Genomic DNA, 13,358 nt, shown 5'->3' on the forward strand with positions numbered 1-13,358 from the left:
GATCAAAACCAAATGAGCATCAATGGCCCCACTTCGGTGTTCGGCGCACTGCCGCTCGGTTCGGTATCGGGGGCGTCCAAACCCACCGAGACCCTCAAACCCTCGGGCGCAGAAGGCCCCAGCTTTGGTCAGCGAGTGAATGACGCACTCGACAACGTGGCCAACGCACAAAGCAACGCGGCGCAATCCGCAAAGGATTACGAGACCGGCAAGACCGACGACATCGCATCGGTGATGATCGAACAACAGGTCGCCAGCCTCGGGTTCCAGATGACCCTTCAGGTTCGCAACAAGGCGCTGAACGCCTACCGCGATATCATGAATATGCCGGTCTGATTGACCGGTTGAACACGAGTTAGACGCTAGGGACAGAACATGGTGGACACATCGACAGCTCCGGTGCTCGCAGGTGGACAGGCAAATTCGCTGATGGCCAAAGGCCAGAACGCATTTGAATGGACCCGTGGTGTCACCGACCAGCCGGGCGTACGTCGGGCGATGCCGGCGATCGTGCTGGTCTCGGCCGCTGTGCTGGGTCTGATGATCTATATGTTCCTGTCCACACCGGGCATGGTGAACCTCAACACCGGCCTGCCTGAAAACGAAAAGGCCTCGGCGCTGGAGCTGCTGACCGGCCAAGGCATCACCGCGCAGCTGGACCCCGAAACCGGCCAGCTTCAGGTGATCAAGGCCGACTTCCACAAAGCCCGCATGGCGCTGGCCGCCGAAGGCCTGCCCGCAGGCACCCCCGATGGCCTGTCCACCATCACCGATATGCCCATGGGCACCAGCCGCAGTGTCGAAAGCGCCCGTCTGCGCCGCATGCACGAGCTGGATCTGGCCCGCTCGATTTCCGAGATCAAAGTCATCACTCAGGCCCGCGTGCATCTGGCCCTGCCCGAACGCACCGCCTTTGTGCGCGACACCCAGCCGCCCCGCGCGTCGGTGTTCCTGCAAGTGGCCCCCGGCAACACACTGGGCCAAAGTCAGGTCGAAGCCATCGTCAGCCTTGTCAGCACCTCGATCCCCGGCATGCCGCGGGCGAACGTGTCTGTTGTGGACCAGACCGGCCGTCTTCTGACCAACGGCAGCGATGACGCCATCACCCAGATGAGCGACCAGCAGTCGCGCCAGCGCATCGAGATGGAAGAGCTTTATCGCAACCGTATCGAAGCCCTGATCACCCCCATCGTCGGCCTCGGCAACGCAGCCGTTCAGGTCACGCTGGACATGGATTTCACCCGTTCCGAAGTGATGAACGAACAGTTCAGCCCGAACCAGACCGCTCTGCGCTCTGAGCAGAAGATGAACGAGGAAAGCAAAAGCGGCAAAGCGGGCGGCATCCCCGGTGCGATCTCGAACACGCCTCCTGCCGAAGCTGATCTGGCCGCCAACCAGCCGGGCGAAGGCCGTCTGAACGCGGGTGACGTGACCAACACCTCGTCGTCCTCGACCCGCAACTACGAAGTCAGCCGCCGCGTTGAAACCATCCAGCCGCCCAGCAGCAAGATCACCCGCGTGAACGCAGCCATCCTGCTGCGCGCGCCCACCAGCGCCGATCCCACCGAACCCGCAATGCTGCCCGAAGCCGTCCTGCGCGAGATCGAGGCACTGGCCCGCACCGCCATCGGTTTCAGCGATGATCGCGGCGATACCATCACCGTTTCCTCCAGCCCCTTCATCGACACCTTCGATGTCTACGAGGCCCCTTGGTACAAAGCCGACTGGCTGCCGACCGTTGGCCGCATCCTGGCCCAGCTGGTGGCACTGGCGATCGTCATCCTCGGGATTATCCGCCCGCTGCTGTCCCGCCTGCTGCCCAAGCCCATGGACTATGGCCTGAGCCCCGCACTGGCCGAAACCGTAGAGGTCGGCGAAGGCGACACCCTGTCCACCCTGCGCGCCCGCCTGGAAGGTCAGGACGCCCCCGAAATGGCCGGTGGCAGCGCAGGTGGCGAAGGCGGACGACCCGCAAAAGGCAGAGGCAAGGGCACCGCTTTGCCCGTCGGCCCCGAAGTGGAAATGCTCAAGAATGAAGCTGTCACCTATGAAGAGAAGGTCGCTCTGCTGCGCCATCTGGCCGAAGTGGAAAGCGCCCGCGTGGCAGCTGTGTTCGAACTGATGATCGAGCGTGACAAGGAGGTCACCCCATGAACGCCCTGGTTCCCGTAGGTGAAGAAAACACCCAACTCGCCGGTCTCGACGGCACCCAGAAGGCCGCGATCCTGATGATGCTGTTCGGTGAAACTGCCGCCTCCAGCGTCCTGAAGGAACTGAACCCCGGTCAGGTGCAGGATCTTGGCGCCGCCATGTACGGTGTCCGCCGCATCAGCCACGAAACCATCGCCGCCGTGGTGGACCAGTTTCTGGAAGAGTTAAGCCAGCAGACCAATCTGGGCATCGGCGCGGGCAACTATGTGCGTACCGTCCTGAATGACGCTCTGGGTCCGGACAAGGCACAGTCGGTTCTGTCGCGCATCACCCCCTCCAGCGCCGAGCATCCCATCGAGATCTTCGACTGGATGGACGCCAAAGCGATTTGCGAGCTGATCATGGACGAACACCCGCAGATCATGGCGCTGGTTGTGGCCTCAATCGACACGCAACTGGCCGCCGAGGTGCTGCGCCTTTTGCCCGAATCCACCCAGCCCGATGTGATCTTCCGCATCGCGACCCTGACCAATGTCCAGCCGGACGCCCTGAAGGATCTGGAAAAGGTCATGCAGCGCAAGTTCAAGGCCAACACCACCCTGCGGGCAAGCCAGATTGGCGGCATCCGCTCGGCGGCGCGCATCATGAACTTTACCAAGCAGGACATGGAACAGCGCATCATGAAGGCCATCAAGGGCGAAGACAAAGACCTCATGGAGAACCTGCAGGACAACATGTTCGTCTTCGACAACCTTATCCAGTCGGAAGACCGCGCCCTGCAGACCCTGCTGCGCGAAATCGAACCCGAAGTTCTTACTCTGGCGCTCAAAGGGGCGGACGACCAGCTGCTGCGCAAGCTGCTGGGTTGTATGTCCAGCCGCGCCGCCGCCAACATCGAGGACGAAATGGAGGCCATGGGCCCCGTTCGCCTCACCGCAGTTCAGGAAGCCCAGAAACAGATTGTCGCCGTGGCCCGTCGTCTTGCCGATGCAGGAACGATTACCCTTGCCGGTCGCGGTGGTGAGGAGATGGTCTAATGGCACAAAGCGCACGCAACAACGACACCCTCAGCCGCGCACTGGATCACGCAGACATCATGCGCCTGATCCGCGAGGCCGACGAAACCGGTTTTGTGGGCCGCAGCCCCGTGCCTGCCCGCCCCTCGGATGAAACCCGCGACTTCCAGCCCCGTGGCTTTACTTCGGTCGCCGCACAGGAACTGCCCGCGCTAGAGGTCCCCGAGGACCGCGTAGAGCTTAGCCCCCGCGCCCGTCCCGCACTTGGCGCGGATGCAGGCTCGCCGCTGGTGCAGGACGCACAGCCCAAGGCATCGTCGGTTGACGTGGAGGCGATCCGCAAAGAGGCATGGGCTGAGGGCTATCAGTCCGGCCTGATTGAAGGCGAGGCCAAAGGCCGCCTGACCGCCCCCGAAACCGAAGGAGAAGGTGAACCCGTCAGCGAAGACGCCCTAGCCACCGCCCGCGCAGAAGGTCACGCCGAGGCCTACGCCCAAGCGCAAGAAGAACTGGCCGAAGCGCGTGAAGCCTTCCTGAAAGCCGCCGAAGCCCTGATGCGCCCTGACACCGACGCAATGGCCGGTCTGCGCGATCAGATCACCGAAGCCGTGCGCAAGCTGGCCTCGGACCGTGCAGGCGTACAGATCGACAGCACCCCCGCCCGCTTTGCCAAGCGTATCGACACCATCGTCGAGAATATCGCGGCAGGCGTTTCGGACGTCATCGTCCGCCTGAACCCCAAAGACCTTGAGATCATCACTCCCCACCTGCACGAAGCGCCCATGCTGCAAGACGCCCGCTTGATCGCGGACAAAGACCTGCGCCGCGGCGATGTGGGTGTGGCGACGCCCGATATCTCGATCACTGACAGCCTGACCCGCCGATAAGGAGCCGGACAACATGAGCGCACTTCTCAGCCAACTGACCGCCGGCCTTGATGATCTGGCAAAGGCCCCCACCCCCGCCATGTCAGGCAAGGTGCTGCGCTATGACGGCCTTATTCTGGAATGCACCGGCTTTCCTGCCAGCCCCGGCGCGATTTGCCATGTGGAAACCGAAGACGGCGAAGGCGTCCATGGCGAGGTTGTGGGCTTTCGCGATGGCCGCAACATGCTGTTTCTGGATACCCCCGGTGCCCGCATCGTCTGCGGTGCCAAAGTCACCCGCAAGGATGGCGGCCATAACGCGATGATGGGCGAGGCCCTGCTTGGCCGCGTGATCGATGCCGAAGGCCAGCCGCTGGATGACGGCTCCGTGCCCGTGGGCGACGTGAAATGGCCGCTGGCGGGCAAAGTGCAGAACCCGCTGGCCCGCCAGCCCGTAGACAGCGTTCTGGATGTGGGTGTGCGCATCATCAACAGCGCCCTCACCGTGGGCCGCGGCCAGCGCGTGGGGATCATCGCAGGCTCGGGCGTGGGTAAGTCGGTCCTGATAGAGATGATGACCAAGAACACCAACGCCGACATAGTTGTCGTGGGTCTGATCGGGGAACGCGCCCGCGAGGTTGGCGCATTCGTCGGCCACATCATGAACGGCGAGAATGCCCATAAGACCTGCGTTGTGGCAGTACCCGCCGACCGTTCGCCCCTGCTGCGTTTGCGGGCGGCGAACCGCGCCACCGCGATTGCCGAGTATTTCCGCAGCAAAGGCAAAGATGTGCTGCTGATCATGGACTCGCTGACCCGCTGCGCCCATGCCCGCCGCGAAATCGGTCTGGCCTTGGGGGAACAGCCCACCGCCAAGGGCTATACACCGTCCGTGGTCTCGATGATCCCGACGCTGATCGAACGGGCCGGACCGGGCCTGAAGGGCGAAGGCTCGATCACCGCGTTCTACACCATTCTGGCCGACGGCGATGACACCAACGATCCCGTTGTGGACACCGCCCGCGCCATTCTGGACGGCCACCTTGTGCTGTCGCGCAAGCAGGCGCAGATGGGCATCTATCCCGCGATCGACATTCCCCAGTCGGTCAGCCGTGTGATGAACGACATCGTGGACAAAGACCACCAGCGCGCCGCCCTGAAGCTGCGCCGCATGGTCAGCATGTACATGGACAACCGCGATATGATGCTGATGGGCGCCTACACCCCCGGTCAGGACCCCGAACTGGACGAGGCCGTCAACAACTGGCCCCGCATCAAGAACCTGATCCAGCAACCCGTGGACGAAAAATCGCCCTTCCCCGAAAGCCGCAAAGCGGTGCTGGCCCTTTCCGGAGGTAGCATCGGATGACGCGCAAGGAAAAGCTGATGGACCTGATGGTCCGCAAGGAAAAGGCGGCCTTGGGCGAGGAAAGCAAAGAACTTGGCCAGATCAGCAAAAAGGCCGCCACGGCCGAAGCGCAGGCCAACCAGTTGCGCAACCTCTTGGCTGAAAGCAACGCGGGTAACTCGGGCATGGTTTCTAAGGGGCAGCTGGCCTCGAACATGTGGTTCGGCAACGCGATTGCGACCCAATTGGTGAAAACCGAAGAGCAGCGGCAAAAGCACGAAGCCTTGTTGCAAGAGGCCCGCATGCGTGTGGCCAAAGCCGAACAGCGCGTCAGGATCTACGGCGAAAAGGCCCAAGAAACCCGCCGTGAGGCCCGCGCCGAGGCCGACGCCAAGGAAGACGCCCGACTGGGTGAACGGGGTGTTCAACCGAAGTAACGCCAAACTTGGCACCGGTCTTGCAACACCATCTTTGAATGAATGCTTTTTCTCGAACGCATTGCGCGTGAAAGGATGACAATGACACCCGTATCTCTCTCGGAACCTAGTTTCCTGAAGGTCGACGCCCCCAAAGCCGCCGTTGCCGCCTCTGGCACGGCTCCGAAGGGCGAGACCTTTGGAAATCTGATCCATGAGGCCACCGGTGACGCCGGCTCTGAGGCCGAAGGAGCGAAGATCGTTGTCGCGCCCGAAGGCGAGGGTGCCGAGCAAGACACTGAAGGCAAAGAGACTGCTTTGAAGATTGCCGGTGCCACCAATGAAGGCGAGGACGACGCTCTGGGTCTGCCGCCCATTGCGCGTTTGCCCAAGGGTGGGCTGACCACTGCCAAGCCCGAAGCCGTCGCGACAGCGGTCCCCACAAGTGACAAGCCTATCAGAGCTGCCGAAACTGCGCACGACGCCGAAGGTGTGGTGAATGCCGTAACAGACGCAAAACCCGTGCAGCAGGTCGTGACCGAGGCCGCCGTAAAGGGAACCCCGCAAACCGTTGCGCAGACTGGCGATGCGCCGGTAGAGGCGGCGGTGGATGCACCGACCGAGGCCGCTCAGGTCATCAAGACCGCTGCCACTGTTGCTGCCCCCATCGCGGCGCAGCCCGAAGGCGACACCACGCCCGAGACTGTCAGCGCAGACACACCCGAAAGCCTAAAGGCGCAAGCCACCCGCGAAAAGCTGGCAACCTCTGCCCCTGTGACCGCGCAGACCGAAGAGGTCACACAGACCGCCAAGCAGGCAGAGGCCAAAGACATCAAGACCGTCAAAGCGGCGAAGTCACCCGTTGAAACGGCGACAAAATCTGAAAAGCCCGCCAAATCGGCAGAGGCATCGGACGTTGCGCCTGAACAAACCGTCGCGGCCCAGCCCGTGGACCAGGTCAAAGCGCAGCCCGACGCGGAAGTTGCCCTGCCGGATGCCGCACAAGTGACCGCACAACCGGTCGCACAAGATGATGCGCAACTGCAGGCCGCCGCGATCACCGGTCAGGCCGTGTCGCCCGCAGGCCAGACGGCACAAAACGCCACTCTCAGCGCGCCCACCACCGCCGCGCAACTGCGCAGTGCCGCAGGTCAGCGCATGGCCAGCACCGCGCCGCAAGCGTTGCAGGTCGGCACCCAAGGCGCTCCGGCAGCCTCGACCCTGTCGCGCGTTCAGTCGGCCGCCAACGCGAAATCTCCGGTCGTTGGCAAAGCCGCGCTGGCGGCTCAGGCGGAACAGACCGCCCCCGCGTTGTCGCGTACCGGCGCTGAGCCCCGCTTTGCTATGGAAATGGCCGCCGTCGATCCGATGCAGCAGGCCCTGAGCCCCGAGATGATCATGGGCGACACCGAGACCGACACCGTCGCCAGCCTGATCGCAGACAAGGGCCTGCCCCAGCAACCCGTGCAAGGCCAACCGACCGCCGCGCCCATGGTACAGGTCCAGCAATCGCCGGACAGCTTCACCATGCCAACCGGTGACACCCAGCGCCCCAGCCTGGCGAACGCAGAACTTTCGCTTGAGGATGCCAACTGGCCAGAAACCATGGTCGAGAACTTCGGCCTTGAACAACTGGCCGATGGCGAAGCGATCGAGATCCAGCTGACCCCCGAAAACATGGGCCGCGTCCAGCTGCGTATGGAACTGCGCGACGGTCAGGCCAGCGTGATGATCGTGACGGAAACCGCCGAAGCGGCGCGCCAGTTCAACGACAACCAGCAGCGCCTGTCCGAGATGATGGCGAAAGCAGGTATCGAACTGGCAAGCCATGACGCCAGCGCCGGACACAAGAACCTTGGCGGCCAAGGCGGTCAGGGCAATGGCAACGGCAACGCAAACGGAATTGCCGGACAGAACGGCGAAGACATGAATCAGACCAGCACCGCGCAAAAGCAGCGCGATCCCAACAGACTGGTGGACGTAGAGGCATAGGAATTGAACAATGAGTGACGCAAACGCAGATGCTCCCAAAAAGAAAGGTGGTCTGGTCAAGATCATCCTGATGGTTGTCGGCGCCCTCGTCATTCTTGGCGGCGGCTTTGGCGCGGGGATTTTCTACGCGGGCCAGCAGATTTCACCCTCGGAAGAGGTGCTGCGTCTGGTCGAACGGACCTCGACAGACGGCAGCGGCGGCGAAGGCGGCGGTGATGGCGCAGAAGGCGAAGGGGAAGGCGAAGGCGGTCCCCAGCGCAAGATGAAAGACATCCCCGAAACTCCGGTCTTCGAGACGAACTACTACGAATTCCCCGAACCTCTGACCACGAACCTGCGCGGCTCGCGCCGGTTCCTTCAGGTGGGTATCGGCATGTCGACCCAGTATGATCAGCAGGTGATCAGCAACGTAGAAAACCACGCAATGGCGCTGCGTTCTGATATGCTTGCGGTGATCAGCGGCTTTTCCGAAGAGGATGTGGCTGGCAAGGATGGCCGCGCGCTGCTGTCGCTGACCCTGAGGGATGCGGTGAACGAACGCCTTGAACAGCTGGAAGGCTTTGGCGGGATCGAAGACGTGTTCTTCCCCTCTTTCGTGCTGCAGTAAGATCGGCGGAGCGCGGTATGGCAAAGGCAACAAAACTTTCCAGCTTCGAGGTCGCCGCACTGGTCGACGGCCTCAAGAACCTGGACAACGATGGCGACGCCAACGACGCCAGTTCTCAGGCGAAACCGTATAAATTCGGCGAAGACAACCATTCGGCTCTGGGTGACTACTACGGCCTGCGCATGGTGAACGAGCGGTTCAACCGTCTGGCCCGCAGTGTGTTCCTGCCCTTTTTGCGGATGCAGCCCCGGATCAGCAGCTTTCCCCCCGAGGTGAAAAGCTATGACCATTACACGGACGAATTGGACAACTTTTCCAGCCTGACGATCAGCCGGATCGATGAGCTGCGCGGCACCCAGATGGTGGTGCTGCAACCCAGCTTTGTCTCGCTGCTGACGAACGTGTATTACGGCGGCTCGATTGATCAGCCGCCCCCCAGCGGGCGCAACGAATTCACCGCAACCGAACTGCGGGTGATCGAACTGGTGGTGGGCGGGCTGAACCGTGCGCTGGAGATGGCATGGCGTGATCTGTTCCAGATCAACTTCACCAAACCCAGCCACGAGGAAAACCTGCAATTCGCCAGCTTTCTGGACGGGCAGGATCAGGTGGTGAAGTGTTCCTTCATCGTGCAGCTGCCCAATGCGGACCCTGCGGATGTGGATATCCTGTATCCCCTGCAAACCCTGAAACCGATTGCCGCGCAGCTGCGTTCGCGCACCCAGTCGGATGTAATGGGCGAAGACCTGAGCTGGCGCCAGCGTCTGGAACGCGCCGTCATGGAGGTTCCGCTGACCATCGAGGCCCATCTGGACGAGCCCGAAGTGCAACTGGGCCAGATCAGCGGCATCACGGCAGGCAAAGTGGTTCCTGTGAACCTCAAGCCCAAACCGCGCCTGCTGATCGGAGGCGAGACCTTCTTTATGGGCGAGCTGGGGGAAGTCTCTGGCAAAGCCGCCATCAACATCACACAACAATTGCCCACGGGCACTGACCTTGCACCGAAAGGAGCACAGACATGAGCGACACCGTACCCGCAGAAGTCAGCGGCAAGCTGGGGATGCTGGCCAACGTCAAGGTCCGCATGACCGTCGAAGTGGGCCGCACCCAGATCACCATTCAGGACCTTCTGCGCCTGAACGAAGGCAGCGTGATTGAACTGGACCGCATGGCCGGTGATCCGCTGGATATTCTGGTCAACGGCACCATCATCGCCCGCGGCGAGGTCGTGGTGGTCGGGGAACGTTTTGGCATCCGCTTTGGCGAGATTGTCGACCCCGAAACCCGCATGGCCTCGGTCTAACCCCCGCTGAAGGGGTTAAAAACGCACACACGGCATTGCGGCGCATCCCTTTGCGCCGCCCAGCACCTCCTATCGGATAGGAAGGTGCGCCCACGGTCGGCATGAAACTTGCTCCCTTTCCTGTGCAAATGGCAGGAAACTGGAGCAGACCGTTGGATTTCCTAGAGACACAACAGATCCTCACCACACTGGCCTTTCTGGCCGTGATGGGCCTCGCGTGGGTCGCGGTGCAGATGAACAAGGGCCGGATAGGGTCCAAGATCAAGCAGGGCCGCCGTCTGGTGGTCTGCGAGGCCGCCGCCATCGGCGCAGGCGAACGCGCTGTTCTGATCGAGGCCGACGGCCAGCCCATGCTGGCGATCCTGCCCCGCAAGGGACAGGCCCAGATCGTTCCCCTTGCCGCCCGCACCCCTGCGCAAGAGGAGACCGCCCAATGATCGCCCGCACCCTGCGCCGCACGCCCCCGATGGTCTGGACCGCTTTGATCGTTTCCATGGCGATGATCTCTATCGCCATGCCCGCAGAGGCTCAGGGCCTGCCCGCCCTGAGCCTCACCCAACCCGGCGGCGAGAATGGCGAGGTCACCTATTCGCTGACCTTGCAAGTTCTGGCGCTGATGACCGTGCTGACGGTCCTGCCCTCGATTGTTCTGGGGATGAGCGCCTTTACCCGCATCATCATCGTGCTGTCGATCCTGCGTCAGGCCCTTGGCACCCAGCAGACCCCGCCGAACCAAGTGTTGGTCGCGGTCGCCCTGTTCCTGAGCTTTTTCGTGATGCAGCCGGTCCTGACCGAGCTTTATGACACCTCGCTCTCGCCTTATCTGGACGGCAACATGCCCGCCACAACGGCGCTGGAGTCGGGCAGCAAGATCGTCAGCGAATACCTGATGGGCAACACCCGCCAGAACGATCTGCTGATGTTCAGTGAACTGTCCGGCGAAGGCCCCTATGCCTCGCCCGAGGATGTGCCCCTGTCGGTGCTGCTGCCTGCCTATATTACCTCGGAACTGAAGACCGCCTTCCAGATCGGTTTCCTGCTGTTCCTGCCGTTTCTGGTCATCGACATGGTCATCGCCTCGATCCTGATGGCGCTGGGTATGATGATGCTGTCACCCATGCTGGTCTCGCTGCCGTTCAAGCTGCTGCTCTTCGTTCTGGTGGACGGATGGGCGCTGACGATGGGCTCGCTCGCCAGCAGCTTTATGGGAGGATAACCCCATGGATTTCGACGCGAATATCGAACACCTCAAGATCGCCTACTGGAACATCCTGATGACCGCCGGTCCCATCCTTGGCATCGCGCTGGCGGTGGGTCTGCTGATCGGGGTTTTGCAGGCCGCAACCTCGATCAACGAAAGCACCCTTAGCTTTGTGCCGAAACTGGCGGTGGTGCTGATCTCTATGGCGCTGCTCTCGGGCTTCATGCTGCGGGTGATGTCCGACTACTTCAGCTTTGTCTTCGAGACGATTTCGACGGTGCACTGACATGCTTCCCTTGGCGAACACAGTTAGCGGAATTCCCGGCCTGCCTCTGACAGAGGTGGTCGAGGTCGCGCTGCAATTCATGTTCGCCATGCTGCGCGTGGGCGCCTTCATTGTGGCGGCTCCGTTCTTTGGCGCGCGCTATATCATGCTGCCGATCCGCGTGATCACTGGCGTGTTTCTGGGCATCGTTGTCTATTCGAACTTTGACATGCCCCCCGTTGAGCAACTGGTGAAACTTAGCGCCGTCGGCATGGTCCTGACCGAGATCGCCATCGGTCTGATCCCTGCCCTTCTGCTAACCATCCTATTCGGCGCGGCCAGTGTGGCCGGTGACCGGATCGCCTCGACCGCAGGTCTTGGCTTTGCCGCGCAGATCGACCCCGCATCGGGCACCAACGCGCCTGTGGTCTCGCAGATTTTCAGCCTGTTTCTGCTGGGGCTGTTTGTGGCCACCGACGGGCATCTGGTGGCCTTGGAACTGGTGATCAAAACGTATGAAACCATCCCCGCCGGGGCCGGTTTCCAAGCTGCACCTGCCCTATCGGCCGGGCAAGAAGCGGCGGCGATGATGTTCCAGATGTCCACCCAGATCATGATGCCCATCGTCACGATCCTTCTGCTGGTGAACGTGCTGATCGGGGTCATCACCCGCTCGGCCCCACAGATGAACATCTTTTCATTCGGCTTCCCCATGACGCTGACCGCGACCGTGGTGCTGCTTTTCTTTAACGCGCCCGCGCTGGCAGTGGCCTTCGAACACCTGACGGACGAAGCCCTTGTTCTGCTGCGCGACACCCTGAGGGAGATGGCCAATGGCAGAGGGTGACGACGGCCAAGAAAAGACAGAAGACCCATCCGAACGAAAGAAAGAACAGGCCCGCGAAGACGGTAAGGTTCTTACGTCCAAGGAGATCTTTGTCCTTTTCAGCATTATCTCGGCCATCGCTCTGGTGATGACCACATCGGCTATGGGCCAGATGCTGGCGGGCCGTTGGGCCACGTGGCTGCGCTTTGACACCACCGAACAGCTGGAGACCATCATCGTCACCCGCAGCAGCGAGGCCCTTTGGACCATGTTCCTGATCGGCATGTCCTTTGGCATTCCCATGCTGATCCTGACCTTCGTGGTGCAGGCGGGCATGGGCGGTCTGAACTTCTCCACCAAAGCGATGTCGTTCAAGGGCAGCAAGCTGAACCCCGGTGCGGGGCTGAAACGCATGGTGTCCATGAAATCACTAGTGGAACTGGGCAAGGCGCTGATGAAGGTCGGCCTATTGGGCGGCGCGGCCTACGGGGTGCTGATGGGGATGCTGCCCAACATGGGCGAGATGTACTCCATGTCCCCCTCTGGTGCCCTCTCGACGTTCAACGGCGGGCTGATCAAGCTGCTGATCGCCCTGACCATCGGCCTGGCGGTCATCGGCTCGGTAGATGTGGGCTACCAGTTCTACAGCCTGAATAAGAGCCTGAAGATGTCTCGGCAAGAAATGAAGGACGAGATGAAGCAGTCCGAAGGTTCCCCCGAAATCAAAGGCGCGATCCGTCGCCGCCAGATGGAGGCCGCTCAGAACGGCGCTGCCCGCCGCAAATCGCTGGAAAAGGTGCCGGACGCCACAGCCGTCATCACCAACCCGACCCACTTTGCGGTTGCCCTGCGCTATAACCCCGATGAAAACGACGCCCCCATCGTGCTGGCCATGGGCAAGGGCGCTTTGGCCCACCGGATCATCGAACGGGCCGCTGCTGCAAAGGTTACCACCATTCAGGCACCCCCCTTGGCCCGTGCGCTGTTCTTTACCAGCGCCCTGGACCATCCGATTTCCGAGGCCCTCTACGTGGCGGTCGCCGCCATTCTGGCCCACGTCTACCGTCTGGATCACGACATGCCCACGGAAATGCCTGATCTGGAAATCCCGAAAGAACTGCGACTGGATGAACACGGTCGCCCCGAGGAGAAGAAGTAAGATGCAGAAGAAACGTCATCGTCAATCGGTCGGCACGCTGATCTCGACCCTCAGTTTTGCGGGCGTCAGCCTTGCGCTGGCCGATCAGGCCATGCAGGCCGAAGGGATGCGGATGCTGGGGTTGTGGCTGACCTCGGCGGTCTGTATGGCGGCCGCCCTGCGCTACCAGATCGCCCGCGCAATCGAAAAATTCCAGACCGGCGAATAA

At 61.9% G+C, this 13,358-nt stretch carries 16 protein-coding genes; all 16 read left to right on the top strand.

Features of this window, described 5'->3' with window-relative positions; genetic code table 11:
- Nucleotides 1–12 precede the first annotated feature (12 nt).
- The 16 genes from fliE (at nt 13) to CLV74_RS16085 (ending at nt 13,358) form a co-directional block, all read left to right on the top strand.
- Nucleotides 13–336, top strand: a complete 324-nt coding sequence (gene fliE, locus CLV74_RS16010) for a flagellar hook-basal body complex protein FliE (protein WP_106266727.1) — start codon at nt 13–15, stop codon at nt 334–336.
- Between the two features lie 39 nt (nt 337–375).
- Complete coding sequence (gene fliF, locus CLV74_RS16015) at nt 376–2,154, top strand: flagellar basal-body MS-ring/collar protein FliF (RefSeq protein ID WP_106266729.1); 1,779 nt, start codon at nt 376–378, stop codon at nt 2,152–2,154.
- Entirely contained in the window at nt 2,151–3,188 is a 1,038-nt protein-coding gene (gene fliG, locus CLV74_RS16020; RefSeq protein ID WP_106266731.1) for a flagellar motor switch protein FliG, read from the top strand. The genes fliF and fliG overlap by 4 nt, the downstream gene beginning before the upstream one ends.
- Nucleotides 3,188–4,054 (top strand): FliH/SctL family protein, encoded by an 867-nt coding sequence (locus tag CLV74_RS16025; RefSeq protein ID WP_106266733.1) that lies wholly within the window; start codon nt 3,188–3,190, stop codon nt 4,052–4,054. The genes fliG and CLV74_RS16025 overlap by 1 nt, the downstream gene beginning before the upstream one ends.
- 13 nt (nt 4,055–4,067) lie before the next feature.
- On the top strand, nt 4,068–5,402 hold the full coding sequence (locus CLV74_RS16030; RefSeq protein WP_106266735.1) for a FliI/YscN family ATPase: 1,335 nt from the start codon (nt 4,068–4,070) through the stop codon (nt 5,400–5,402).
- Nucleotides 5,399–5,818 (top strand): hypothetical protein, encoded by a 420-nt coding sequence (locus CLV74_RS16035; protein ID WP_106266736.1) that lies wholly within the window; start codon nt 5,399–5,401, stop codon nt 5,816–5,818. The genes CLV74_RS16030 and CLV74_RS16035 overlap by 4 nt, the downstream gene beginning before the upstream one ends.
- 81 nt (nt 5,819–5,899) lie before the next feature.
- The gene (locus CLV74_RS16040) at nt 5,900–7,789 is read left to right on the top strand and encodes a flagellar hook-length control protein FliK (RefSeq protein ID WP_170108079.1); all 1,890 of its coding nucleotides are present in this window, start codon (nt 5,900–5,902) and stop codon (nt 7,787–7,789) included.
- Between the two features lie 10 nt (nt 7,790–7,799).
- A complete protein-coding gene (locus CLV74_RS16045) occupies nt 7,800–8,396 on the top strand; it encodes a flagellar basal body-associated FliL family protein (RefSeq protein ID WP_106266740.1) in 597 nt (198 codons plus the stop codon).
- A gap of 17 nt (nt 8,397–8,413) precedes the next feature.
- Nucleotides 8,414–9,418, top strand: a complete 1,005-nt coding sequence (gene fliM / locus CLV74_RS16050) for a flagellar motor switch protein FliM (protein ID WP_106266742.1) — start codon at nt 8,414–8,416, stop codon at nt 9,416–9,418.
- On the top strand, nt 9,415–9,699 hold the full coding sequence (gene fliN / locus CLV74_RS16055; protein WP_106266744.1) for a flagellar motor switch protein FliN: 285 nt from the start codon (nt 9,415–9,417) through the stop codon (nt 9,697–9,699). The genes fliM and fliN overlap by 4 nt, the downstream gene beginning before the upstream one ends.
- Nucleotides 9,700–9,851: 152 nt before the next feature.
- Complete coding sequence (locus CLV74_RS16060; RefSeq protein WP_106266746.1) at nt 9,852–10,136, top strand: flagellar assembly protein FliO; 285 nt, start codon at nt 9,852–9,854, stop codon at nt 10,134–10,136.
- Nucleotides 10,133–10,915, top strand: a complete 783-nt coding sequence (gene fliP, locus CLV74_RS16065) for a flagellar type III secretion system pore protein FliP (RefSeq protein ID WP_170108080.1) — start codon at nt 10,133–10,135, stop codon at nt 10,913–10,915. The genes CLV74_RS16060 and fliP overlap by 4 nt, the downstream gene beginning before the upstream one ends.
- Before the next feature lie 4 nt (nt 10,916–10,919).
- On the top strand, nt 10,920–11,186 hold the full coding sequence (gene fliQ, locus CLV74_RS16070) for a flagellar biosynthesis protein FliQ (protein ID WP_106266748.1): 267 nt from the start codon (nt 10,920–10,922) through the stop codon (nt 11,184–11,186).
- Between the two features lies 1 nt (nt 11,187).
- Nucleotides 11,188–12,012, top strand: a complete 825-nt coding sequence (gene fliR, locus CLV74_RS16075; RefSeq protein ID WP_106266750.1) for a flagellar biosynthetic protein FliR — start codon at nt 11,188–11,190, stop codon at nt 12,010–12,012.
- Complete coding sequence (locus tag CLV74_RS16080) at nt 11,999–13,150, top strand: EscU/YscU/HrcU family type III secretion system export apparatus switch protein (protein WP_106266752.1); 1,152 nt, start codon at nt 11,999–12,001, stop codon at nt 13,148–13,150. Before fliR ends, CLV74_RS16080 begins: the two co-directional genes overlap by 14 nt.
- 1 nt (nt 13,151) lies before the next feature.
- A complete protein-coding gene (locus CLV74_RS16085) occupies nt 13,152–13,358 on the top strand; it encodes a hypothetical protein (RefSeq protein WP_106266755.1) in 207 nt (68 codons plus the stop codon).

Origin of the sequence: Donghicola tyrosinivorans, from assembly GCF_003003355.1 — a bacterium.
In the GTDB taxonomy this organism is placed as follows: Bacteria; Pseudomonadota; Alphaproteobacteria; order Rhodobacterales; family Rhodobacteraceae; genus Donghicola; species Donghicola tyrosinivorans.

Excerpts from the sequence above, each read along its gene's own strand:
- CLV74_RS16045 (WP_106266740.1), top strand. The coding sequence starts at position 7,800 with ATGAGTGACGCAAACGCAGATGCTCCCAAAAAGAAAGGTGGTCTGGTC.
- fliN (WP_106266744.1), top strand. The coding sequence starts at position 9,415 with ATGAGCGACACCGTACCCGCAGAAGTCAGCGGCAAGCTGGGGATGCTG.
- CLV74_RS16035 (WP_106266736.1), top strand. The coding sequence starts at position 5,399 with ATGACGCGCAAGGAAAAGCTGATGGACCTGATGGTCCGCAAGGAAAAG.
- fliR (WP_106266750.1), top strand. The coding sequence starts at position 11,188 with ATGCTTCCCTTGGCGAACACAGTTAGCGGAATTCCCGGCCTGCCTCTG.
- fliM (WP_106266742.1), top strand. The coding sequence starts at position 8,414 with ATGGCAAAGGCAACAAAACTTTCCAGCTTCGAGGTCGCCGCACTGGTC.
- fliP (WP_170108080.1), top strand. The coding sequence starts at position 10,133 with ATGATCGCCCGCACCCTGCGCCGCACGCCCCCGATGGTCTGGACCGCT.
- CLV74_RS16030 (WP_106266735.1), top strand. The coding sequence starts at position 4,068 with ATGAGCGCACTTCTCAGCCAACTGACCGCCGGCCTTGATGATCTGGCA.
- fliG (WP_106266731.1), top strand. The coding sequence starts at position 2,151 with ATGAACGCCCTGGTTCCCGTAGGTGAAGAAAACACCCAACTCGCCGGT.
- fliF (WP_106266729.1), top strand. The coding sequence starts at position 376 with ATGGTGGACACATCGACAGCTCCGGTGCTCGCAGGTGGACAGGCAAAT.
- CLV74_RS16040 (WP_170108079.1), top strand. The coding sequence starts at position 5,900 with ATGACACCCGTATCTCTCTCGGAACCTAGTTTCCTGAAGGTCGACGCC.
- CLV74_RS16085 (WP_106266755.1), top strand. The coding sequence starts at position 13,152 with ATGCAGAAGAAACGTCATCGTCAATCGGTCGGCACGCTGATCTCGACC.
- CLV74_RS16080 (WP_106266752.1), top strand. The coding sequence starts at position 11,999 with ATGGCAGAGGGTGACGACGGCCAAGAAAAGACAGAAGACCCATCCGAA.
- CLV74_RS16025 (WP_106266733.1), top strand. The coding sequence starts at position 3,188 with ATGGCACAAAGCGCACGCAACAACGACACCCTCAGCCGCGCACTGGAT.
- fliQ (WP_106266748.1), top strand. The coding sequence starts at position 10,920 with ATGGATTTCGACGCGAATATCGAACACCTCAAGATCGCCTACTGGAAC.
- fliE (WP_106266727.1), top strand. The coding sequence starts at position 13 with ATGAGCATCAATGGCCCCACTTCGGTGTTCGGCGCACTGCCGCTCGGT.